This is a genomic window from uncultured Campylobacter sp., from assembly GCF_938030815.1.
Taxonomy (GTDB): domain Bacteria; phylum Campylobacterota; class Campylobacteria; order Campylobacterales; family Campylobacteraceae; genus Campylobacter_B.
Window position 1 is genome coordinate 1 of the sequence record NZ_CALHII010000149.1, and the last position, 23,657, is coordinate 23,657.

The following is a 23,657-nucleotide window of genomic DNA, read 5'->3' on the forward strand; positions in this document are numbered from 1 at the left end:
CGCGGCCCTCGACACGGTCCGAGAGGCTTGCGGCCCCGTCCGGGGGGTCATACACGCTGCGGGTGTGGGCTCTACCGCGATGATCTCACGGGCCGATCCCGGTGTGGGACTGGACCGTTGCGACGCGAAAGTGACTGGTACTCGTCTGGTCGGTAGGTTCGTGGAGCAGGACCCGCTTGACTTCTTTCTCCTGTGCTCGTCGGTGACGGCGGAGTTCGGTGGCCCAGGCCAAGCAGATTACGCCGCCGCCAACGCGCTGCTTGATGCTTACGCGCTCGAGCAGCAGGCAGCAGGTCGTCCCGTCGTTTCGGTCGGCTGGGACACTTGGCAGGGCATCGGAATGGCTGATCGGGGCGCCACCGGCGGGGACCAGTCCGTGGTCAAGGGTGTCGAGACTGACGGGGTGGTCTATACCGCCACTGCGAGCTTCAACTCCGAGGACACTTGGATCGTGCGGGACCACCGCCTCATGGGGCACGGTCTTGTGCCGGGCACCGCCTTCCTCGAGATGGTGCGATCAGTGGTCGCGCCCGCGGGGGAGGCAACGGTCGGCTTCCGCGACGTGATCTTTATGGCGCCCGTGATCGTCCCGGCCGGGCACGAGAAGACGATCTCGATTCAGATCGACCAATCCGTTGCGCCGTGGCGGTTCAGCGTGAGTAGCCGCGATCCCCGTGGTGTGCGACGCGATCACGCGGTGGGCCTGGTCTCGCTCGTTCCCGATGCCCGGCAGGAGCGCGTCGACCTCAATGAGGTTCTCCCGCAGGGGGCGGGCGTCGAGGTGCTCACCGATCAGGCCGAAATTGGTCGCCGTTTAGGTGCCGACCGCTACCGGGCGGGTGCCGGGCCCGTCGAGTTCTGGTTCGGACCGCGCTGGAATCTGCTGGAGAAGGTCACGACTGACGGTCAGCATATGTTGGCCGAGATGCGCCTGGATCCCGCGTTCGAGCATGATCTGGACATCTATCCACTTCATCCTGCGATGTTCGACATGGCGGGCGGGATCTTCCGGATGCACACCCCCGCCGAGTACTACCTGCCTTTCGGCTACGAAGAGGTCACAGTTTACGGGCCACTCACGCCGCACCTGTTCTGCGCGATCGAGATCGAGGAAGTCCAGCAGGACCAACAAGCTCTCTCGTGCAGCATCCGCTTGCTGAGCCCAGGAGGTGAGTTGCTCGTCCACGCGCATCGTTTCACTATCAAGAAGGTGCAAGATCTTGGGGGGCTACATGCCATGGTGTCGCTAGCGGTGAGCGAATCTGAGACTACGCCCGAGGCCAGCCGCGGGATCGTTGAGGAACTCATGCAGACCATGACGCCGACCCAGGCCTTGGATGGGTTGCGCCAGCTCCTTTCCCTACCGGAGCTGCCGGCCCACGTCGTGATCAGCCCCAAGGACGTCGAGCGCGTGCGTCGTCAGGCTGTTGCGCTTACACCTGCGGATCTGGCGGCGCAGCAGCCACCGACGAGTGCGCTGCACCCTCGCCCAGACCTAGCGACCGTCTATGCGGCGCCAGAGACGGACATGGAGCGGGCACTAGTCGAGGCTTGGGGCGCCGTCCTCGGGATTGATGGTATTGGCGTGGACGACGACTTCTTCGAGCTCGGCGGGCACTCCTTGGCAGCCGTCCACGTCAACGGGAGACTGAAGGACGCCTACGGGGTGGAGATGGACTTGAGGACGTTCTTTGACGTTCCCACCATCCGGAATGCAGCCGCAGTGATCACCAAGCGCGCCGACGATACGATAGACGACGCCGTGATGTTCTACGACTACAAAAAGCAACACCCAAAAGCGCCTATAAAGCTGATAGAAGCAGGCGAGGATCCGATGTACACTGCTGCGATCGTACATAAAGGCAACACCGAGCTACTAGAAGCGATAAACAAAGCCCTAAACGAGCTACGAGCCGAGGGCAAGCTAAAAGAGATCTCGATGAAGTATTTTGATAAGGATATTTCAGAATAAATTTAAAAGGATAAAAGATGAAAATCGCAAATTTGGTCAAATTTGTCGCGGCGATTGCCGTTTGTTTAAATTTAGCGAGCGCAAATTCGCTCGAACAGATCAAAAAAGACGGCGTGATAAGGATAGGCACTATGGGAACGTATGCGCCGTTTACCTACCACAACGAAGCGGGCGATCTAGTAGGCTACGACGTCGAGATCGCAAAAGCTGTCGCCAATAAACTAGCCCTAAAGCCGAAATTCGTCGAAGCCTCGTGGGACGCGATGATAGCGGCATTTGACGCGGGCAAGGCCGATATCGTATTTAACCAAGTGACGATAAACGACGACAGAAAGAAAAAATACGATTTTACCTTACCTTACACGGCTACGCATACGATCGTGATCGTCCATAAAGACAACGAAGATATAAAATCATTTGCCGACCTAAAGGGCAAAAGAAGCGCTCACGCCGTAACTAGCAACGAAGGTAAAATCGCCGAGCAGCACGGCGCCGTCATCATAACCGCAGCCGGCATAGTCGAGCAAATAAACCTCATAGCCACAAAAAGAGCCGACAGCACCATAGATAGCGACCTAATGTTTTACGAATACACAAAGCAAAACCCGCAAGCCCCTATCAAAATAGCCGCCATAAATAGCGACGCCACCTACATGGCTGCGATCGTGCATAAGGGCAACGCCGAGCTGCTAAACGCCGTAAATAAGGCGCTAGAGGAGCTTAGGACCGAGGGCAAGCTAAAAGAGATTTCGTTGAAATATTTCGGTAAAGATATTTCAGAATAAACCAAAAAGCGGCGGTCGGAACGGGCGGATTTTAAATTTGCAAATTTAAAATTTACGCCTAAACTTATCGCCGCTTAAAATTTATACGCAAATTTGGCGGCAAACAAGCCGCCGCGTCAAATTTGAACTCAAATTTAGAGTCGGGCTAAATTTACAAATTTAAGCCCGCAAATATAACTTGCCGTTTTAAAATTTAACGGCAAATTTGACGAGCAAAAAGCTCGCGAGTGCTAAATTAAGCTCAAATTTGAAGCAAAATAACGGAGGTAAAATTTGGACATAGATCGCATAAACCGCATAATAGAAATCCTCTCAAGCTCGACGCTGCCGATGCTAGTCGCGCTCGCAAAGGTCACGATACCCCTCACGCTGATATCCTTCGCCTGCGGACTGGCTATCGCTATCATCACGGCGATCGCAAGGCTTAGCGGGGTGAAAATTTTGCGCTTGATATTTGGCGCTTACGTTTGGATATTTCGCGGAACGCCGCTACTGGTGCAGCTTTTTATCGTGTTTTACGGGCTTCCGGCAGTCGGCATTACACTTGAGACCTGGACCGCGGCCGTCATCGCCTTTAGCCTAAACGTCGGCGCCTACGCGTCCGAGTCCGTGCGAGCCTCGATCCTATCGGTGCCGCGAGGACAGTGGGAGGCGGCGATGTCGCTAGGCATGACGCAGGCGCAAATTTTACGGCGCATCATCGCGCCCCAAGCCGTGAGGATATCGCTGCCGCCGTTATCAAACACATTTATCGGCCTAGTCAAAGACACCTCGCTCGCCGCGTCCATTACGATGGTGGATATGTTTATGGTCGCTCAGCGTATCGCCGCGCGCACCTTTGAGCCGCTACTACTCTACGTCCTAGCCGCCCTCATCTACCTGGCCGTCTGCACGGCTCTAACCTGGCTGCAAGCAAAACTCGAAAAATCCGTCTCGAGGTACGTGTGATGATAAAATTCACGAATTTAACCAAGGCATTTGGCGATCATACGGTGCTAAATGACATAAGCGTACAGATCTACGAAGGTCAAACGACCGTGATCGTGGGCTCATCAGGATCTGGCAAATCAACCCTGCTGCGCTGCATAAATTTGCTCGAAATCCCACAAAAAGGCGAGCTGGAGCTAGGCGGACAGAGGCTAAATTTCGCAAATAAAATCTCGCAAAAAGAGCTGCTATCTTTTCGCCGTCATACGGGCATGGTGTTTCAAAGCTTTAATCTTTTTCCGCATTTAACGGTGCTACAAAACGTCATCGAGGGGCCGACGCAGGTGCTTGGCATAGACAAACAAAGCGCGATAAATAAGGCTCGCGAACTGCTAAATAAGGTCGGACTCAGCCAGAAAGAAAATGCCTATCCAAATAGGCTCTCGGGCGGCCAATGCCAACGAACGGCGATCGCGCGAGCTCTTGCGATGGATCCTGCGTTTTTACTGCTAGACGAGCCCACTAGCGCGCTTGATCCCGAGCTGGAGGCCGAGGTTTTTAAAGTCGTAATAGCGCTAGCCAAAGAGAAAAAATCCCTCGTCATCGTCACGCATAATATGAATTTTGCTCGTAAAGTCGCGGATAGGATTTTGTTTTTAGACGAAGGCAAGATCGCATTTGACGGCGGTGCCGAGGAGTTTTTCGGTAGCGACTCGCCGCGCATAGTCAAATTTATCTCGGCGATGGATATTTAGGGCGGGTGTTTTTGCGAGCTTTTGAATGTCGTTTTGGCTAAATTTTAAAATTTGAGATTGTGTTACCGAAAAACTGGTTTTTGCCGGCGAGCGAATTTTGAGGCTTATTGCTTTAAAAGTAGAGATTTTAGATAGCCGTGTTTCTCGTAAAAAGCGGGCAAATTAAATCCAAAAACCCTAAGGACGAAGTCAAAAAATATGGGCAAATTTTGAAGCAGAAACGCTTTATTACAATCACAAAAGCCATAAAAAGAGATCAAATTTTGATAGTTCTATTAGCATAGCCGCAAAGCAAGGGTTTAGCTTGTTTGGCGGCATAACTTTTTATCACGCAACCCGCAAAACATAAATATATTTTGCGCAAAACTCGGGTAAATTTAAGTAGTTTATCGTAGGCGGTATGAGACCTTCTTGCATAGTCGTTATGGATACGACAACCTCTAGCGCACCCGCCGTCGCCCAAGCAGTGTCCCGTTTGCCATTTCGTCGAGCTAATCGGCGGCTCCATTCATCAAATGACTCACTGCAGCAGATGCCGCGCCGACGCATGCGGTAAGCTTTGCGAGAAATAAAGACCTGCTTTTGCGGGTCTTTTATCCGGCGCAGGATACACGCTCTCATAGCGCACAAAATTTTATGTAGAGATTTAAATTTAAAATTTGTCTAAATTTAGAGCTAGTAGGCAGCCGATAAGCGGCTTTTTAGCGGCGGCAGTTTTTTAAAATTTAAAAACAATTTTTAAATAATATTATTTTGCTTTTATTTAACTTTTGGTATAATTCCCCCAAAATTAGGCATCTGAAAAAACCGTACAACGGTAAAATAAAGGAGATATCATGGAAAATGTTTCAAGACGTGATCTGCTCAAAATGAGCCTAGTTGGCGCGGGTGCTTTAGCGCTCGGCTCCGTAAACGCAAATGCTGCGGTTAACGCTAAAGACGTCAAATTTGACGAGGAGTGGGATGTAGTCATCGTTGGTTCCGGCTTTGCAGGACTAGCAGCCGGTATCACCGCAGCCGAAAAGGGCAATAAGGTCCTAATCCTAGAAAAGATGGGACGCGTCGGCGGCAACTCCGTAATTAACGGCGGAATATTTGCCGTTCCAAACAGCGACAAACAAAAAGCAGAAGGCATTAAAGATAGCAACGAGCTATTTATCAAAGACTGCCTAAAAGCCGGCCGCGGACTAAACCACGTAGATCTCATCGACACCATCGCTACTCGCGCGCAGGATGCATATAAACTAACTCTAAAATGCGGCGCTAAATACATAGATAAAGTTACTCACGCAGGCGGACACAGCGTACCTAGATCACTCCAAACCGCTAACGGCTCGGGCTCAGGTATCGTTCAGCCGATGGTAGAATACTTTAAAAACCTACAAGGCTGCGAGCTAAGACAAAGAGCTAAATTTGACGAATTCGTCCTTGGCGAAGACGGCGGCGTAGACGGCGTGATCATCAGAGAGGATTATAAATTTGATCCAAAGAGCCAAAAAGACGACGCCGAAAATACTACCGGAACTAAAAAGACTATAAAAGCTAAAAAAGGCATAGTGCTAGCTGCAGGCGGATTTTGCCGCGACGTATTCTTTAGACAAGTCCAAGATCCATCTATCCTACCTACCACAGATAGCACAAACCACCCAGGCGCAACCGCAGGCGCTATGAAAGAGGCGTTTAGAATCGGCGCAACTCCAGTGCAGCTAAGCTGGATACAATTCGGTCCATGGGCGTGCCCTGATGAAAAAGGCTTTGGCGTTGGCTCTATGTTTAACGTAAACGGAAGCTTCCGCTACGGAATTTCAGTCGATCCAAGAACCGGCAAACGCTATATGAACGAGCTAGCAGACCGCCGCACTCGCTCTCAAGCTATGTTTAAAGTAATCGACGCAAAAGCGGATATCTATCCGATCAACTTCTGCGACTCTGAGGGCGTAAAAAATATGGTCATACCTGAACACTACACTAAACCGCTAGAATCAGGCGTACTAAAGAAATTTGAAACCCTAGACGAACTAGCGGCATTTTATAAAATCCCTGCTGACGAGCTAAAAAAGACAGTCGAGAGATATAACAGCTTCGTTAAAAACGGTAAAGACGAAGACTTTGGCAAGCCTATGGATAAAACCACTACAAATGGCGTAGATATCTCTAAAGCACCTTTCTACGCTATGCGCGGTACGCCAAAACTTCACCACACTATGGGCGGTATCGACATCAATACCAAAGCCCAGGTCATCTCTTTACAAACCGAGATGCCTATTCCTAGACTATTTGCCGCAGGCGAGATCACAGGCGGCGTACACGGAGCTAGCCGCTTAGGTAGCGTAGCGATTGCAGACTGCTTAACGTTTGGTATGATAGCGGGAGAGAATATAGGCTAATTTGCGGCGTCTTTCGGACGCTTTTTGCGGAGCTTGCTAAAATTTTGCTTGGCAGACTATTTTGTCTAGCCTGCGCAAAATTTTAGCCGCGCAACCCCAAAAATCGCCTCGAAATACTTGCAAATCTTATTTCGTATCGCGGGTCAAATTTGGTTTGCGATACTTTTAAATTTAAAGTCAAATCTATAAAATTTACTCCGCTAAAATTTAAACTCGCAGCGCGACAACGCCAAATTAAATTTAAACCTGCGCGCAGGTGCCACAAATATAATGCTTAGAAAAAAGAGAACTGTTTTAGAAATTTTAGCCAAAAGTGCGCCGCGCATAGCTCAAAACATAAAATTTAAAATAAGCCGTTTTCGATATAATTTTCAAAAATTTCGGAGCGGAAAATGGGTAGAAAAGAGCTTCTGGGCGGCGCAAAACGTATCGTCGTAAAAATCGGTACTTCGACGCTTACGAACGCGGACGGTTCTCTAAATGAGCGGCTTATCAAAAGTCTAGTCGCGCAAATTTGCAAGCTAAAAGATGCGGGCTTTTGCGTGGCTTTGGTAAGCTCGGGCGCCGTGGGCGCGGGCATGGGGCTGCTAGGTATCGCGCAAAGACCTAAAATTTTAAGCCGCAAGCAGGCTCTAGCTGCGGTCGGACAGGTCGCGCTGATGCATCTTTACGAGCGGCTGTTTTGGGCGCATGACCGCATTATCGCGCAGCTGCTGTTAAGCCGCGGCGATTTTAGCGACAGGGCGCGCTATCTTAGCGTGCGAAACGTCTGCGCGGAGCTACTCTCGCGCGGCATCGTGCCGATCATAAACGAAAACGATCCCGTCGTAGCAGATGAACTGAAAGTGGGCGACAACGACACGCTAAGTGCGCTAGTAGCGGGGCTAATCGATGCTGATCTGCTCGTGATTTTAAGCGATATCGACGGGCTGTACGACAAAAATCCGAGCGAGCACGCGGACGCAAAACTTTTAAGCTTTATCGAAAAAATCGACGAGCACGTCGTCAAAATGGCAGGCGGCGAGGGCAGTAAATTCGGCACGGGCGGCATGGCGACCAAGATCGCGGCGGCGCAAATGGCAAATCAGATCGGCACTAGCCTGATCATCGCAAACGGGCGTACGGACGGAATTTTGCTTAAAATAGCGGCGGGCGACGAGGTCGGCACCCTCTTTAGCGCGGGCGCAGCGCGGCTTAGCTCGCGTAAATACTGGCTCGCATACGGCGCGATTAGCAAAGGCGCGGTGATTATCGACGCGGGTGCGGCAGAGGCGATAAAATCGGGCAAAAGCCTGCTTGCGGTCGGGATTACCGAGGTGCGCGGCGAGTTTGAGCGTGGCGAGATCGTAAACGTCTACGCGACTGACGGCAGGCTGCTAGCGCACGGCATTAGCAACTATTCAAGCTGCGAGCTTGCGCGCATAGCGGGCGCAAAAAGCGATGAGATAGAGCAGGCTTTAGGCTACAAAAGCGACGATGACGCGATCCACGCGGATAATATCGCGCTGCAATGAAATTTTAGCCGTGTTCGCGCGTTTAAAATTTCAAACGGAAGGCGTAGATGAAAAAGATTATATTTTTTTGCACTACTCTTGGCGGGCGCGGCGTGGACGGCAAAATTTGACGAACCGGACGCCGATAAAAACGGTGAGCTAGACGTTTTTGAACTGCGCGGATATGAGCCGGCGGATTACGTAAAAGCGCTATGCGCGAATTGAAATGAGAAGGTTGGGCGTAATGCCTGGCGAGTAAGCGAAATTTTGACGCAAGAAAATCCGAAATAAAATGGCCCAAAGCGCGCTAAATTTAATCCGCCGCGTACGGATCAGATAATAACGCGTAGAATTTTAGGTGCGATATAGGTGCTGTTCGCAGCATTTTGATACAAAGCGTGTGATTTGATTTATAGATTAAGGAGCGAAAATGAATGAAATTTTAAATATCTGTAAGCGCGCAAAGGCCGCTTGCAGCGAGCTTTTGAGACTCGATAGCAAGGCTAAATTTGAAATTTTAAACGCCGTGGCGAACGAGCTGCTCGCGCAAAAAGACGCGATAAAAGCGGCAAACGCCAAAGACCTTGCAAACGGCGAGAGATCGGGCCTTAGTGCGGCACTGCTCGATCGTCTGCGACTAACCGACGCCCGTATCGAGGCTATGGCGCAGGGCGTGCGCGAGGTAGCGGGCTTCGCCGAGGTCGTGGGCGAAAATTTAGGCGGCTGGAGCCATCCAAACGGCATGCAAATCAGCCGCGTTCGCGTGCCGCTGGGGGTGCTGGGTATCATCTACGAGAGTCGCCCAAACGTCAGCATCGACGCGGCGGCTCTGGCGCTAAAAAGCGGCAACGCAGCGATCCTGCGAGGAAGTGCTAGCGCGCTAAATTCAAACATTTTTTTAGTAAATTTATTTAACGAAGCGGGGGCGAAATTCGGCTTACCAACGGGCGCCGTGCAACTCGTAGAAAGCGCTGAACGCGAAGTCGTGGCGCAAATGGCAAAAATGAGCGAGTACATCGACGTTTTGATACCGCGCGGCGGCAAGAGCTTAAAAGATTTTATCGCGCAAAACGCGACCGTGCCGATCATAATGACGGGCGTGGGGGTGTGCCACATCTTCGTTGACGAGAGCGCAAATTTCAAGCAGGCGGCAAGGATAATCAAAAACGCCAAAACCCAGCGCCCAAGCGTTTGTAACGCCGTAGAGTGCGTGCTTTTACACGAGCGCATTGCGGGCGAAATTTTACCTAAGCTGGTGCGCGAAATGACAGAGGTCGAGTTTCGCGTGAGCGAGCAGCTACTGGGCGCGTGCAGGTCGGAGCTGCGAGGCGCTAAAAACGTCAAACTTGCAGGCGAGAGCGACTTTGGCACCGAGTTTTTGGATCTCGTGCTAGCTGTGCGCGCCGTGCGGGATACGCAGGAGGCGATTAGCTTTATAAATGCGCATTCCAGCGGGCATTCGGACGCGATTTTAAGCGCCGATTACGCAAACATCGAGCGGTTTTTAAACGAAGTCGGCAGCGCGATCGTCTACGCCAATGCCTCGACGCGCTTTAGCGACGGCAGCGAGTTTGGATTCGGCGGCGAGATCGGCATCAGCACGCAAAAGCTGCACGCCAGAGGGCCGATGGGGGTGAGAGAGCTCACGACCTACAAATACGTCGTCCGCGGAGGCGGGCAAATTCGCTAGCGGCTCGTCTTTTTCAAAAGGATCATCTTGAGAGCGCTTTTGAGAGAAATTTTGCTTCTCTTGCGCTCGCAACTGCAAGCAGAAGTCTAGCTTGCGCAAAATTTTAGCTTCTAACTCAAAAAATCGCCTCGAAATACTTGCAAATTTTATTTTATATCGCAGGCTGAATTCCTTCTGTGATACTTTTACCTAATAAACTTGAAATTTTATAAATCACCTCTGTCAAAATTTTAAAAATATATGACGCTAAAGCTTTGCCATACAGGCGAAATTTTGTATCACGTCTTACTAAAATTTAGAATTTTTAATAAAAATTATATATTCCGCACGATATAATCGCGCATCTGCTCGCAGCGCGAGCGATAGCTAAATTTCAAGGAGATGTAATGAAAATATTTAAAGCCCTGCTCGCAACAGCGCTGATCGCCGCCACCCTAAGCGCTAAGACGCTCAAAGAGGGCACGCTCGTAATAGCCACAGAGGGGACTTACTCGCCGTATTCTTTCTATGATGAGAAAAATAATCTTACCGGCTTTGATGTCGATATCGCTCGCGCACTAGCAAAAGAGCTAGGGCTAAAGGCGGAATTTTTAACCGCGCCGTGGGATGCGATGCTTGCGGCATTTGACGCAGGCAAAGCGGACATAGCGATGAATCAAGTAAGCATCACGCAGGAGCGCAAGAAAAAATATAATTTCAGCGAGCCTTATACCGTGGCTTATGCTGCGCTAGTAGTGCGAGCTGATAACGAGGAGATTAAGAGTTTTGCGGATCTTAAAGGCAAAAAAAGCGTCCACTCCGCTACCAGCAACTGGGCTGACATGGCGCGCAGCTACGGCGCCGAGGTCGTTACGGCAGACGGATTTAGCAAGGGCGTGGAGCTTATCATAGCTCGTCGCGCAGACGCTACGATCAACGACAACATCACATTTTTTGACTATATGAAGCAGCGCCCGAACGCCCCGCTAAAGATCGCAGCTCAAGGCAATGAGCCGATCTATTCCGCTGTGCTGCTTAAAAAGGATGATGAGCTGACGGCACAGATAAATTCCGCGCTAAAATCGCTAAAGCAAAAAGGCGTGCTGAAAGAAATTTCACTTAAATATTTTGGCAAAGACATTACGAAGTAAATTTTACAACCACTTAGTTGAAGCGTGGAATTTTAAACTTGGTTGGGCGGGATTTCGCATTTTAAATTTCGCTCATAAAATTTTGGAGGAATTATGAAAAATTTAATAAAAACTTTGCTTGCGTGCGCGCTTTTAATATGCGGCGCAAACGCTAAAACACTACGCGAAGGCACGCTTAAAGTAGCTACCGAAGGCACCTTTTCGCCATTTTCGTATTATAACGACAAAAATGAGCTCGTAGGATACGACGTAGATGTCGCACGCGCAGTCGCCGAAAAACTTGGTCTAAAAATAGAATTTCTAACTGCGCCTTGGGATGCGATGCTTGCAGCATTTGATGCAGGTAAGGCAGACGCTGTATTTAATCAAGTAAGCATCACTGATGAGCGCAAGAAAAAATATGAGTATTCTGTGCCCTACACCGTCGTTTACGGAGCTATCATCGTGCATAAAGATAACAACGACATTAAAAGCTTCGAGGATTTAAAAGGCAAGAAAAATGCAGACTCCGCTACCAGCAACTGGGCGCAAGTCGCTAAAAAATACGGCGCGCAAAACGTAACCGTCGATAGTTTCGCTAAAAGTATGGAGCTGCTGATCGCTCGCCGCGTAGATACCGTCGTGCGCGACAATACCGTATTTTACGACTTTTTAAAGCAGCGCCCGGATGCTCCGATTAAGATCGCTGCAAAGCTAAAAGACGTCGATTATAGCGCTGCAATCGTGCAGAAGGGCAATAAAGAGCTCGCAGATCAAATCAACAAAGCCCTAAACGAACTCAAAGCCGAGGGCAAGCTAAAAGAAATTTCGCTTAAATATTTCGGCAGAGATGTGAGTGAATGAACGAAACAAGCAGAATTCTAGAGCTTGTTAGCAGCTCGCTAGAGCCGATGGCGCTAGCTCTGCTGCAAGTTACGATCCCGCTTACGATAATCTCATTTCTACTCGGGCTCGCACTTGCAGTGCTGACAGCGGTCGCACGCATCGCAAATTTTAAAATTTTAAAACAGCTAAGCAAAATTTATATTTGGATTTTTCGCGGCACTCCGCTTTTAGTGCAGCTTTTTATCGTCTATTTCGGGCTTCCAATCATCGGGATCACGCTTGATGTTTGGGCTGCTGCGATCATTACCTTTAGCCTAAATATCGGCGCTTACGCTTCAGAGGCGGTGCGAGCTGCGATCCTATCGGTGCCAAAGGGGCAATGGGAGGCGGCTACTTCGCTAGGCATGAGCTACGCTCAAATCCTGCGCCGCATTATCGCTCCGCAAGCAGCGCGCATATCGCTGCCGCCGCTATCAAATATATTTATCTCTACGCTTAAAGACACTTCGCTCGTAGCCTCGATTACGATGGTCGATATGTTTATGGTCGCTCAACGTATCGCCGCACGGGCATTCGATCCGCTCACGTTATACGTACTGGCGGCGCTATTTTATCTAGCAGTCTGCACCCTTCTTACGTTCTTACAATCCAAGCTAGAGCGACGATTTTCAAGGTTCGTATGATGATAAAATTTACGAACTTAACTAAGCGCTTTGGCGATCACGTCGTGCTAAATGGGCTAAGCTTAGATTTTCGCGACGGGCAAACGACAGTGATTTTAGGAAGCTCCGGCTCCGGCAAATCCACGATGCTGCGCTGCATAAATCTGCTCGAAATTCCAAGCGGCGGCGAGCTACAGCTAGGCGAGTTTAAGATAAATTTCGACGCTCAGCATAAAACAAGCGAATATCATCCATTCCGCGCGCATACGGGCATGGTTTTTCAAAGCTTCAATCTCTTTCCGCACCTCAACGTCTTGCAAAACGTCATCGAAGCACCCGTACACGTGCTAAAGCAGCCACGCGAGCTTGCCGAGGCAAATGCAATGGCGCTGCTAAAAAAGGTCGGCATGGCGGATAAAGCTGGCGCGTATCCGGCTCGCCTCTCCGGCGGTCAGAGCCAGCGCGTGGCGATCGCGCGGGCGCTTGCGATGCAGCCTGAGTTTTTGCTGCTGGACGAGCCTACGAGCGCGCTTGATCCCGAGCTTGAGGCGCAGGTGCTAAAGACTATCGCCGAGCTTGCCGCAGAGGATCGCTCGCTCATCATCGTCACGCACAATATGGGCTTTGCACGCAAGATCGCAGATAGAATTTTATTCTTAGACGGCGGAGTTATCGCATTCGACGGCGACGCAGAGGAATTCTTCGGCAGCAACGACGAGCGCATAGCTAAATTTATCGGAGCGATGAGCTTTTAAATCCATTAAATTTCAAGGAGAAAAGATGAAAATAGACACCCTAATCGTAAAGGGCATAGAGGCTAAGTCCAACCCCCACAACGCGGTGATTCCGCCGATATATCTAGCCAGCACCTTCGTGCAAGAAAGCCTGGATGATTTCGGCAAATACGCCTATTCGCGCGGCGCAAATCCTACGCGCAACGCCTTTGAAGAGCTTTTTGCAAAATTCGAAGGCAGCAAATACGCCTTCGCGCTAGCCTCGGGTATGGCGGCTACGAGCGCTGCATTTGCGCTGCTTAAAAGCGGCGATCGCGTGCTGCTAAATAACAACGTCTACGGCGGTACCTATCGCTACGTAAGCGGGATTTTTAAAAATCAAGGGATCAATTACGACTTGGTGGATGATCTAAATTTGATCGCCGAAATTCCAAGCGACGTCAAAATGGTCTTCATCGAGACGCCATCAAATCCGCTTTTGCGCGTAACAGATATTGAGCGCATCAGCGAGCTCGCGCATAAAAACGGCGCGCTTGTGGTTATGGATAATACTTTTTTGACCCCATATTATCAGCGCCCGCTAGAGCACGGCGCAGACGTCGTGGTTTATAGCGCGACCAAATACATAGGCGGGCATGCCGATCTGATCGCCGGCATCGTTACGACGAACGACGACGAGCTTGCCGCAAGAATTCAGTTTATGAAAAACACTCTGGGCGCGACGCTATCGCCTACCGATGCGTATTCGCTAATACGTGGGCTTAAAACGCTAAGCGTGCGCTTCGACCGCCAGAGCAAAAATACGCTAAAGATAATAGAATTTTTACGCGGCAATCCTGCGGTAGAGGCGGTAAATTTCGCAGGCTCGCATTCTGCGAGCGAAAAAAAGATACAAAATCGCCAAGCTAGCGGCATTGGAGCGGTCATCTCACTGGTGCTTAAGTCGCAATACGACTATAAAACCTTTGCGCGTAGCCTTGAGCTATTTGATCTAGCCGTGAGCCTGGGCGGCGTAGAGAGCCTGATCTGCCACCCCGCGTCGATGACGCACGAGAGCTATCCACGCGAGCTGCAAGAGCGCATCGGCATCAGTCAAAATTTGCTGCGCCTAGCCATAGGTATCGAAAACGCGGACGATCTCATAGCAGACCTTGCCGCCGCGCTAGAAAAATCTAAAAAATAGGCGGCGCGGAGAATTTACGTAAGCTTGTAGAATTTTATACAGGCTTGTAAAATTTACGCGCGCAGAATTCATGCCAAAATTTAGTTCGAAATCCTTATAGCTTCGCTCGTGAGGCTATAAGGGCGCCGGTTTTTACGGACCGGCGCGCAGGGCGGTTTAAAAAGACCCGCCGCCGATTATTTCATCTTACAAAAATCTTTTTTCGCAAAACCTATACCCATTTTCTCGCGAGCTAAATTTTGCATGAATTTTCACTCGTTAAATTTTACGAGGCGCGCGGCTTTGCGTAAAATTTAAATTTAAAAATTCCGCCACTACGCCGCTTAAATGAAATTTTAATTTATACGCACGGCAAAATTTATCCAGATCTCTTGCTAAAACACATAGTTTAAATTTAATTCGGATAAATCTATCTAACCGCCGTTTGATATTGCTAAGCGGAGAGCTTAAATTTAATCAAAATTTTAAAGATAACGACGATCTGTGCCGCACTACGCTAGTCGCTCGGTTTAAATTTAGCGCAATTAAATTTATCAAACGGGCAAATTTAAGCTCTGCCCTGCTCAAAATTTAAAATTCTACGCGCCGTTTAAATTTCGCTTAAAATTTTAGCCGCGCTTTAAATTTAGCGGAATTACTTCAGCTCGCCCCAGCGCTTGGCGATGTTTAGGCTCGTCTTTAAGGGCACGTTCAGGCTCGCCGCACTTTGCATAATCTCTTGCGCGCGCTCGCCGAAGCTCTGCGCCAAATCGTCCCGCACCTCGAAAATCAGCTCGTCGTGGATCTGCAATATCAGCCGCGCCTCATCGTTTAGCAGCGGCGAAATCTCAACCATCGCCTTTTTGATGATGTCGGCGGCGGAGCCTTGAAATTTCGTATTCACCGCCTCGCGCTCGTAGCTCGCATAGACCATGTTGTTGCGCGCGTTTGCGAAGTCGAAGTAGCGCCTGCGCCCAAAAAGCGTGCTTACATAGCCGTCTGCTTTCGCGTCCGATTTTATGCTCTGCAAAAATTCCTTGATCGTAGAAAACGCCGCAAAATAGCGCTCGATATAGCCCTTCGCCTCTGCGCGCGCGATGCCCAGGCTGTCGCTTAGCTTGCCCGCGCCCATGCCGTAGATGAGGCCGAAATTTATACTCTTTGCGATCGTGCGATGCGCGGGCTGCGCGTCGCCGAAAATGCTGATCGCTGTGCGCGCGTGAATGTCCTCATCCGCTCTAAACGCCGCCAAAAGCGCAGGATCGCGCGAAAAGTGCGCGAGCAGGCGCAGCTCAATCTGCGAGTAATCAAGCGAGATCAGCGAGTAGCCCCCCTCTGCTAGGAAGCAGTCCCGTACGTCCTTCGCAAACGTGCCGCGCGCAGGGATATTTTGCAGGTTCGGATTTTTGCTCGCTAGCCGCCCGGTAGCCGTGCCGGTCTGCAAGAAATTCGATCTGACGCGATTTTGCGGATCTGCAAGGGCAAGCTGCAGCAGCGGCTCGCAGTAGGTGCTTTGCAGCTTAAACAGCTCGCGGTAGTCTAAAATTTTACCCACCGCTGGATGCAGCGCCGTAAGATCCTTCAGCACGCTTTCGTCGGTGCTATAGCCCGTCTTGGTGCGCTTCGCCGCAGGAAGCCCTAGCCGCTCGAAAAGCACGGCGCCGAGCTGAGCGGGAGAGTTGATGTTAAACTGCTCGCCGCAAAGCTCATAAATTTCATCCGTGAGCGCTCGCAGGGACTTTTCGTTGCGCCCGATTAGGCCCTTTATCATCTCTACGTCTATCTTGATGCCGCATCTTTGCATCTGCCAAAGCACCCGCACGAATGGGAACTCAAGCTCCTGTGCGAGCTTAAAAAGCGCGGGTTCGAGCAGCTCCTTTAGCTTAAAATACAGCCTCAGCGTCACCCACGCATCCTCGCTTGCATAGATCGTAGCGGCGTCCAGCTCCACGGAGGCGAAGGTCTCGCCCTTTTTGACGACGTCGCCGAAATGCACAGTCTCGTACCCAAGATACCGCGGCGAGATAGAGTCCATCCCCACGGCGTTTGCGGGATCGAGTAGCCACGCTAGCACCATCGTATCGGCAAAGCGCGCAGGCGGTTCGATATTAAAATTATTTTTCACGATCTCAAAATCGTATTTTAAATTTTGCCCCACGACATATCCGCGAAACAGAGAGCCGATCGCGACCTTTGCCGCGTCCGAAGAAATTTGAGCCGGAGTGCCCAAATAGCTATGCGCGAGCGGGATGTAGTAGGCGCGCTCCTCATTAAACGCAAACGAAAAGCCCACTATTTTGGCGCTTTTGCTATCGACGCTAGTGGTTTCCGTATCGAAGCTCACCAGGGTCTCGGCGCCGACGCCCTCGCACAGCCTCGCAAGCTCCGCGGCATCGGTGATACAAATAGGCTCAAATGGCGTTTTAAAAGCGCGCTCGGAATTTTGTCCGCCGCAAGAGGAGCCGCCTGGGATGGAATTTTGCCCGTCTAGCCCCCCTACGGCAGCGCCCAAGATAGAGCCGCCGCAAGACGGCTCTGCGCCGAAGCCTCTCCCGCCCGCGCCCAAAACGGAGCTTTTTGCGCCCACGCTTTTGCCCTCGCTCCAAAGATCAAGTCCGTTTTGCTCTTGCAGGTTTAGCGCCGAAAGAAGCCTATTTAGAGCGTAGTCTTTTAAAATTTCGCGGATTTTAAAAAGCGGATTTTGCTGCGGAAATTTCGCATCATCCAAAGGCGGGATTTCCAGCTCGTCGTAAAGCGTAGCCAGGCGCTTGCTTATGTAGGCGCTCTGCTTACCTTCTATCAGATACTCGCGCTGTTTGTTTTGCGGTAGGCGGTCTAAATTTGAATAGATCCCATCAAGCGAGCCCCATTCGTCTAAAAGCTTCTTCGCCCCCTTGTCGCCGATGCCCCGCACGCCCGGGATATTATCGGCGCTGTCGCCGCAGATCGCCAAAAAATCCACGATCTGCTCGGGATAGACGCCGTAGCGCTGCAAGCACTCCTCTCTGCCGTAAAGCATCTTTTTGCCGTGGCTGTAAATTTTAACGTTTTCGCCGATGAGCTGATACAGGTCCTTGTCGGAGGTAACGATGTTGATTTTATGCGTGGCGCCGTGCTTTTTAACGACGCTTGCGATGAGATCGTCCGCCTCGTAACCCTCGCGTCCGAGCGAGTAAAGCCCCATCTTTTCGATCATCTCGATGCAGACCGGCAGCTGTTGCAAAAGCGCGGGCGGCGGGGCTTGGCGGTTGGTTTTGTAGTTCGGATCGATATCCGAGCGGAAGGTCTTGCCCTTGCTATCCAGAGCGAAAATTATATAATCGCTCTTAAATTCCTTCGAAAGATTTGCGATGAAGCTCGCAAATCCGCTCACCATGCCGCTGGGTTTGCCGTCTTTGGTCTTAAGCCCGCTCATAGCGTAGTAGAGCCTGAAAAAAAAGCCGAACGTATCGATGATCGTGATGGTCTGCATAATGGTCCTCGGATTTAGAATTTTAACGCGTAGTGTATTAAAATTCGGCTAAATTTACAAATTCCAAATAGGACTTGACCTACCTCATTTCAAAATTTTAAAATTTGCTATATAATCGCGCGAAATTTTAAAAAAGGATCAAGTATGGATTTTTTCACAGACTGGCAGGAGTTCGATGCGGCGGGCGCTACGTTGAAATTTTATAAAAAATCACAAGGCGGCGTAGAATACATCGGCTTTGATTCGCGCAAATGCGTCCCGCCCGAGCCGATGGTAAATGCGCTGGTGGCGCTAAATTTCGTAAAAGACGAAACCAAAAAGGTCATCATGGTCAATCATAAATTCCCAATGGGGCTGATCCCAAAAATCGAGTCTAAATTTGATATAGCACGCGAAGATCTGGGCGGCGACGCGGTCAAGCTCACCATCAGTCTAAAACCGGGCGCGGTCAATGAGGGCTTTGATACCGACGCGAAGTGCCACGGCTAAAGAGCTTTAAAATTTAGATGAATATCACGACCTTTTCGCCGCCGTTTCGCATCGTAGGCGGCTATTTCATCTGCGGCTTTATCTTTTTGCTGCTAAGCGCGGCGAGCTTTTTAAAGGCCGATTTCGGCGCGATCCAGGCGCCGCAGACGGCGAGCTTTTTTCACGTATTTTTGCTGGGCTTCGTAATCAGCATAATCATCGGGGCGCTCTATCAGCTTACTTCGGTCATCATCCAAAAGGAATTTTTCACCGTCAAATTTGCGTTTTTAAATCTCCTCGCCTACGGCGCGGGTGTGGCTCTGCTAAGCGCGGGATTGCTGCTTTCAAGCATCCCTTTGATGCACGCAGGCGGCGCCGTTTTACTGCTTAGCCTATTTTATTTTACGATCTGCTACGCACTAAGCTTCATCGGCACGCCCAAATGGAGCTTCCCTGCCGTTGCGCTTGCGATCTCGGCTGCGTTTTTGGCGGTAGGGATCAGCCTTGGCTTCGCGCTCGTGTTAGCGCTTAGCGGCGTGGAGATTTTCGGAGTATATTTTTCAGAAATTTTATCCTATCACATATACTTCGTGTTGGGCTTTGTATTTTTCGTCATCGTAGGCGCTGCGTGCGTGCTGCTGCCGATGTTTAGCCTGGCGCACGATCTAAGCTTCGCGCTAGCAAAAGCTTCGCTGGCGCTGTATCTGCTCGCGGGGCCGTTTTTGCTAAAAGACTTTGGAATTTTCATCGCACTTGCTGCGCTTGCGAGCTTTGCGGCTCAGGCGATCTATATCCTAGCCAGGCGGGTGCGAAAAGCGATCGATTATTGGAATTTAAACGTCTATATCTCGCTGGCGGCTTTGGGATTTAGTGCGGCATTTTGGCTCGTAGGTCGCGCGGATGCGGCGGCGTTTTGGCTGCTATACGGCTTTTTGTTCGCCTTCATCGTCGCGCACCTTTATAAAATCGCGCCCTTTCTCATCTGGTACCACTACGTCTCGCCCTTCGTCGGCAAGCGCAAAATCCCTATGCTAGAGGATATGATAATCAAAAAAATCGCCTACGCAGCCTGCGTGCCGAACGTCTTAGCGCTTGCGTGCGCGAGCTTCGGAGCGCTAACGCCCGCGGTGATCTTGCAAGCAGCAAGCATAATTTTGGTGCTAATCAACACCGTAAATATCTTTAACTACATAAAATTCGGAGAGGAAAAATGAAAGTAACAAAAGAGCAAATTTACGACGCGCTTCGCGCCGTAGTGGACCCTGAGGTGGGCTTTGACGTCGTGTCGCTGGGGCTCATTTATGATGTCGCCGTGGACGAGGCAAACAACGCCAAGGTCACGATGACACTATCGACTCAGTCGTGCCCACTGCATGAGATGATGGTGGAATGGGTGCGCGCGGGTGCTGAAAGCGTGGATGGCGTCGGTGAGGTGGAGATTAATCTCGTCTTTGAGCCGATGTGGAATATCGACATGGCGGAGGATCACGTCAAAGAGGCTCTGGGGCGATTTTAGGGCTCGCGCGAAGGATATTTGCAGATTGCCCAGAACGCCGCACTCGTCGTCGGACGCTTCTACATATCGCCTCGGACGCTGCGCGGATTGTCGGGGCGCTTTTCTGCGAGTTGCCCGAAGCGCTGCGCGAGATATTAGAGCGCTGTGTGAAATTCCAAAGCGCTGCGTGAAATGTCTTAGTGCTGCACTAAATTCTGAAGTGATGCGTGGATCGCAGGGATATTGCACGAAATTTCGGAGCGCTGCGCAGATAGCTGGGCATTCTTGCTGCGGCGCGATTCTCGCCGCCGTTTTAAATTTGAGCGATTTAAAATTTGACCGCGCAACCGCAATTTGGCGAGCGTCATCAAACTATTTGTGTTTGTAAAATACTGCGTCGCGGCGCAATATTTTAAATTTAATCGCACCGCCTGTGCCCCGCCCCTGCCTGCATCTAGTTAGCTCGCCTGTTCTCCCGTCTGTGCGCTTGCGCGCCAACCCGCTCGCCCATCTGCTCTCCTTTTTTCCAAACCGCAAAACGCCGCTCCGCACAGCACGAATCGCAGTTTAAATTTAGCCGGAAGAGCCGCGAAATCTTACAAACCGCGCAACTAAATTTTAAAAAACCATGGAATTTAAATCACTTTGTATATAAGCCCATAGCCAGAAAATCTCGCGGGCAAGCGATTAAATTTAAAGCTAAATTTAGATGAAATTTATGGCGAAAATTGCGGGCTTTGCGAGCTTTTTAAGGCTTCCTTTAAGCATTATCAAATTATCGGCGCCGGAGATTTTAAGAGTGGAATTTTCAAAGCTAAATTCTAAATTTTTCAGCGCGTTTTCGCTTAGGAGGCGTACAAGCTCCAAAATATAGCTGAGCCACGCAAGCTTGGCGGCATCGGGCAAAATCGCGCTCAAAGGCGCGAACGTAGCGCCCAGCTCGCGCTTGCCGTGCATCGAGATGATCGCGGCTATGAGCGCCTTTTCTTTGTGCGTCGTGCGATAGTTCAGCCCGCCGAGCACCATATCTGCGCTAGTTTCATGCTTGGCGTAAAAGCCGATCGCCCGCCCGATCTCGCAAAGCGATGCCGCGGTCTGAAGAATTTTAATATATTTTTCGCTCAAGCCGTGTAGAGGCGATAGCGCGCAAAACAACGCCTTTGCGAACTTCGGAGCCTCGCTGGGCTCGGAAGCGAAGCGATCTTTAAGGCTTCTTAGGCTCGGATTAAAGCCTTTAGGCAGGTTTGCGCCGCGCAGAATCGAGCTTAAAAACGCCCCCTCTCGCACCCCTACGCCGCTGGTGATGATCTTTTTCGCCCCTAGGCGCCTTACGATCTTATCAAAGATAATGGCGCCCTCTCTTATCGTGTCGTAGCGGTCTTTTTTGATCGGGAATTTCGCCAAATCAAGCGTCTTTGCGCTCATCAGCTTGGCAAAAAACGGCGCGTATTTTTCGTAATCGTAACTGAAATTATGCACGATCTTTAGCGGATGGTTTTGCAGGCTCATCACGGCGCCCGATAGCGCTCGCGCAGAGCCGCCCATTACGATTAAATTTTGCGTGCGAAACTCGGCGCCGAGCTGCGAGATCGTGCTATTTATGTATTTCTCCAGCCCCTTTGTGTCGCCGCGGTCGAAAAACAGCTCCTTTAGCCGCACCGTGCCTAAATTTAGAGAAATTTTATTTTCTATCTTGCCGTTTTTTATGTAAGCAAGCTCGGTCGAGCCGCCGCCGATGTCAAGCGTAACGCCCTCGGAAAAGTCGCTAAGCAAATTCTGCGCGGCATAGGCGCCCAAATACGCCTCCATCTGCCCGTCTATCTTGCGGATCGTAATGCCGGTTTGCTTACGTACGAGATTTATAAACTCGCTCCCGTTTGGCGCATCGCGAAGCGCCGATGTACCGATGCAAAGCACGCGTTTAGCCTTGTAATTGCATACCAGGGTTTTAAATTTTTTAAACGCCAGCAGGCATTTTTGCATCGCTTCTTTGGTTAAAATTCCGCCGTTTTCGTAGGCGCCTTCGCCTAGTCGGATCTTGATCTTGTGCTCGGCCAAGATGAAAAATCCGAGCCTGCTCGTGCGCTCGAAAATCACGGCTCTGGCGGAATTTGAGCCCAGATCTATGACGGCGACGCGCTTGGGCATTTAAATTTCCATATGGACGTGTTTGTATTTCAGCTCGTCCGCCGTCTCGATATTATCGGGATCGGTGATGATACACTCGACCGGGCAGACCACGATGCAAGCGGGCTCTGAATAATCATCTACGCACTCGCAGCATCGATCGGCATCTATGATGTATATCGGCTCATCCTCAAAAATAGCTTCATTAGGGCACTCCTCGCGGCACGCGTCGCAACTGATGCATTCTTTTGTAATCAACAATGACATATAATTTTACCTTACGAAAAAATTTATGGCGTTTATACCATAAAAAGCTTCATTTTGTTTTAAAATAGCGGAATTTCGGGCTATTTCTTAAATTTTTTAGTGGAAGTTTGAAAATCGCGACAATTAGCGAGCGCCCTTTGTCGTTTTTAAGATCTACTTGCGCGCCCATCGCTTGAGCAGCATTTTTGGCTAAAAATAGCCCGAGCCCGGCTCCCGGCTTGCCGCCATAGCGCTTAAAAGGGGCAAAATAATCGATCTCTTCGTTAAGCGGCTCGCCTTTGTTTGCGACCCTCACGATGAAATTTCCATCCGAAATTTCGCTCTCAATCAGTACCTTTTCGCCGTCCGGAGAAAATTTTATAGCGTTTTGGACGAAATTTTGAATCACATGCATAAAGAGGCTTTTCTGCACCGAAATTTCAAGCTGTTCGGGCTTAAGATCCATCGTCAAATCCTTGCCCGCCGTACGCGCTAAAATTTTAAAGCCCACGCATAGCTCCCGTAGATACGCGATCATATCGGTCTGCTCGGGCGCCTCAAACTGCGCCCCCTCCTGTCGCCCGATCTCTAGGATCGAACTGATCATCTTATTCATACTATCGATCGAGTCGTTATTATTTTTAAGCGCCTCGATATATTTCTCGCTCTCGCGCGGCTTAATTAGCGTGACTTCGTTCTTAGTTTTCATCACCGCCAGCGGAGTCTTAAGCTCGTGCGCAATACCGATAAAAAGCTCTTTTTGATACAAAATGAAAGTCTCGATACGCTCCAGTAGACGGTTGATGCTGTTTGAAAGCATATTAAACTCGCTCGGGATTTCGGCCCCGTCGATCGGCTTTAGAAATTTTTCATCCACCGAAGCGAGCCTTTGGCTGATCAGCTTAATCGGCATCAGCAGCATGCGCGAGAGAAACATCGCGTAAAACACCACCAAAAATATCATAGTCAAATTTACTAAAATGATGTCGATGAGTATTTGATTTACGATGTTTGCATAGACGCTCACGTCTGCTTTGATGCTTAAAATTTTATCCTTACCATAAGGATAGTGCAGCTGTAAATAGCTCCTGCCATCCTCGGAGCTTTCGATAAATTTAGGTTTATTGATACTTTCGTTTTCGATGATTTTGCTCTCGTATTCGCCCGGCGTGTTTTGCAAAAAAGATGAAATTTTCTCAGGCGCCACGGAGGCTTCTACGATTTTTTGTGCTCTTTGGATTAAATTTTGAACGGGAGTTTCGAAGATGGTAATTCTCATATAATTATAGAGCATTACCGAAAAAATGACAATTAGCATCAACGAAGC

19 protein-coding genes are annotated in these 23,657 nt (G+C 50.1%); 15 read left to right on the top strand and 4 right to left on the bottom strand.

The genetic code is table 11. The features are described from left to right. From Q0277_RS05850 to Q0277_RS05905, 12 genes are all read left to right on the top strand, one after another. Nucleotides 1–1,972, top strand: a 1,972-nt coding sequence (locus Q0277_RS05850) for a KR domain-containing protein (RefSeq protein ID WP_297996433.1), incomplete at its 5' end; no start/stop codon positions are given. A gap of 17 nt (nt 1,973–1,989) precedes the next feature. Further along, nucleotides 1,990–2,757, top strand: coding sequence for a transporter substrate-binding domain-containing protein (locus tag Q0277_RS05855; RefSeq protein ID WP_297996435.1), 768 nt, complete (start codon nt 1,990–1,992; stop codon nt 2,755–2,757). Nucleotides 2,758–3,087: 330 nt separating this feature from the next. After that, on the top strand, nt 3,088–3,705 hold the full coding sequence (locus tag Q0277_RS05860) for an amino acid ABC transporter permease (protein ID WP_366517328.1): 618 nt from the start codon (nt 3,088–3,090) through the stop codon (nt 3,703–3,705). Next, nucleotides 3,705–4,439 carry an amino acid ABC transporter ATP-binding protein gene (locus Q0277_RS05865; RefSeq protein WP_297996436.1) on the top strand — a complete coding sequence of 245 codons (735 nt, stop codon included), beginning with the start codon at nt 3,705–3,707 and terminating at the stop codon, nt 4,437–4,439. Before Q0277_RS05860 ends, Q0277_RS05865 begins: the two co-directional genes overlap by 1 nt. 836 nt (nt 4,440–5,275) lie before the next feature. After that, nucleotides 5,276–6,826, top strand: a complete 1,551-nt coding sequence (locus Q0277_RS05870) for a flavocytochrome c (protein ID WP_297996438.1) — start codon at nt 5,276–5,278, stop codon at nt 6,824–6,826. Between the two features lie 392 nt (nt 6,827–7,218). Beyond that, nucleotides 7,219–8,340, top strand: coding sequence for a glutamate 5-kinase (gene proB, locus Q0277_RS05875; RefSeq protein ID WP_297996440.1), 1,122 nt, complete (start codon nt 7,219–7,221; stop codon nt 8,338–8,340). A 409-nt stretch (nt 8,341–8,749) separates the two neighbouring features. Further along, complete coding sequence (locus Q0277_RS05880) at nt 8,750–10,009, top strand: glutamate-5-semialdehyde dehydrogenase (RefSeq protein ID WP_297996442.1); 1,260 nt, start codon at nt 8,750–8,752, stop codon at nt 10,007–10,009. 386 nt (nt 10,010–10,395) lie between these two features. Beyond that, the gene (locus tag Q0277_RS05885) at nt 10,396–11,139 is read left to right on the top strand and encodes an amino acid ABC transporter substrate-binding protein (RefSeq protein ID WP_297996443.1); all 744 of its coding nucleotides are present in this window, start codon (nt 10,396–10,398) and stop codon (nt 11,137–11,139) included. 93 nt (nt 11,140–11,232) lie between these two features. Next, on the top strand, nt 11,233–11,982 hold the full coding sequence (locus Q0277_RS05890) for an amino acid ABC transporter substrate-binding protein (RefSeq protein WP_297996445.1): 750 nt from the start codon (nt 11,233–11,235) through the stop codon (nt 11,980–11,982). Continuing rightward, nucleotides 11,979–12,647, top strand: a complete 669-nt coding sequence (locus Q0277_RS05895; protein WP_297996447.1) for an amino acid ABC transporter permease — start codon at nt 11,979–11,981, stop codon at nt 12,645–12,647. Before Q0277_RS05890 ends, Q0277_RS05895 begins: the two co-directional genes overlap by 4 nt. After that, the gene (locus tag Q0277_RS05900) at nt 12,647–13,381 is read left to right on the top strand and encodes an amino acid ABC transporter ATP-binding protein (RefSeq protein WP_297996448.1); all 735 of its coding nucleotides are present in this window, start codon (nt 12,647–12,649) and stop codon (nt 13,379–13,381) included. The genes Q0277_RS05895 and Q0277_RS05900 overlap by 1 nt, the downstream gene beginning before the upstream one ends. A 25-nt stretch (nt 13,382–13,406) precedes the next feature. Then, entirely contained in the window at nt 13,407–14,543 is a 1,137-nt protein-coding gene (locus Q0277_RS05905) for a PLP-dependent aspartate aminotransferase family protein (protein ID WP_297996450.1), read from the top strand. A 634-nt stretch (nt 14,544–15,177) separates the two neighbouring features. On the opposite strand, the gene polA is transcribed toward Q0277_RS05905, so the two are convergent. Continuing rightward, nucleotides 15,178–17,994, bottom strand: coding sequence for a DNA polymerase I (gene polA, locus Q0277_RS05910; protein ID WP_297996452.1), 2,817 nt, complete (start codon nt 17,992–17,994; stop codon nt 15,178–15,180). A gap of 144 nt (nt 17,995–18,138) precedes the next feature. Here polA and Q0277_RS05915 point away from each other — a divergent pair, with 144 nt between their 5' ends. Genes Q0277_RS05915 through Q0277_RS05925 form a run of 3 tightly spaced genes read left to right on the top strand, consistent with a single transcriptional unit; the run spans nt 18,139 to nt 19,978 of the window. Further along, the gene (locus Q0277_RS05915) at nt 18,139–18,483 is read left to right on the top strand and encodes a hypothetical protein (protein WP_297996453.1); all 345 of its coding nucleotides are present in this window, start codon (nt 18,139–18,141) and stop codon (nt 18,481–18,483) included. Nucleotides 18,484–18,500: 17 nt separating this feature from the next. Then, on the top strand, nt 18,501–19,676 hold the full coding sequence (locus Q0277_RS05920; protein WP_297996455.1) for a peptidase M50: 1,176 nt from the start codon (nt 18,501–18,503) through the stop codon (nt 19,674–19,676). Further along, nucleotides 19,673–19,978 (top strand): metal-sulfur cluster assembly factor, encoded by a 306-nt coding sequence (locus Q0277_RS05925; RefSeq protein WP_297996456.1) that lies wholly within the window; start codon nt 19,673–19,675, stop codon nt 19,976–19,978. Before Q0277_RS05920 ends, Q0277_RS05925 begins: the two co-directional genes overlap by 4 nt. Nucleotides 19,979–20,662: 684 nt before the next feature. Here Q0277_RS05925 and Q0277_RS05930 read toward each other — a convergent pair. From Q0277_RS05930 to Q0277_RS05940, 3 genes are read right to left on the bottom strand one after another with little or no spacing between them, the layout of a single operon-like run. Beyond that, complete coding sequence (locus Q0277_RS05930) at nt 20,663–22,105, bottom strand: Ppx/GppA phosphatase family protein (protein WP_297996458.1); 1,443 nt, start codon at nt 22,103–22,105, stop codon at nt 20,663–20,665. Next, a complete protein-coding gene (locus Q0277_RS05935; protein WP_005871264.1) occupies nt 22,106–22,351 on the bottom strand; it encodes a YfhL family 4Fe-4S dicluster ferredoxin in 246 nt (81 codons plus the stop codon). It abuts the gene before it with no gap. A gap of 49 nt (nt 22,352–22,400) precedes the next feature. Then, the gene (locus Q0277_RS05940) at nt 22,401–23,648 is read right to left on the bottom strand and encodes a HAMP domain-containing sensor histidine kinase (protein WP_297996460.1); all 1,248 of its coding nucleotides are present in this window, start codon (nt 23,646–23,648) and stop codon (nt 22,401–22,403) included. Nucleotides 23,649–23,657 lie beyond the last annotated feature (9 nt).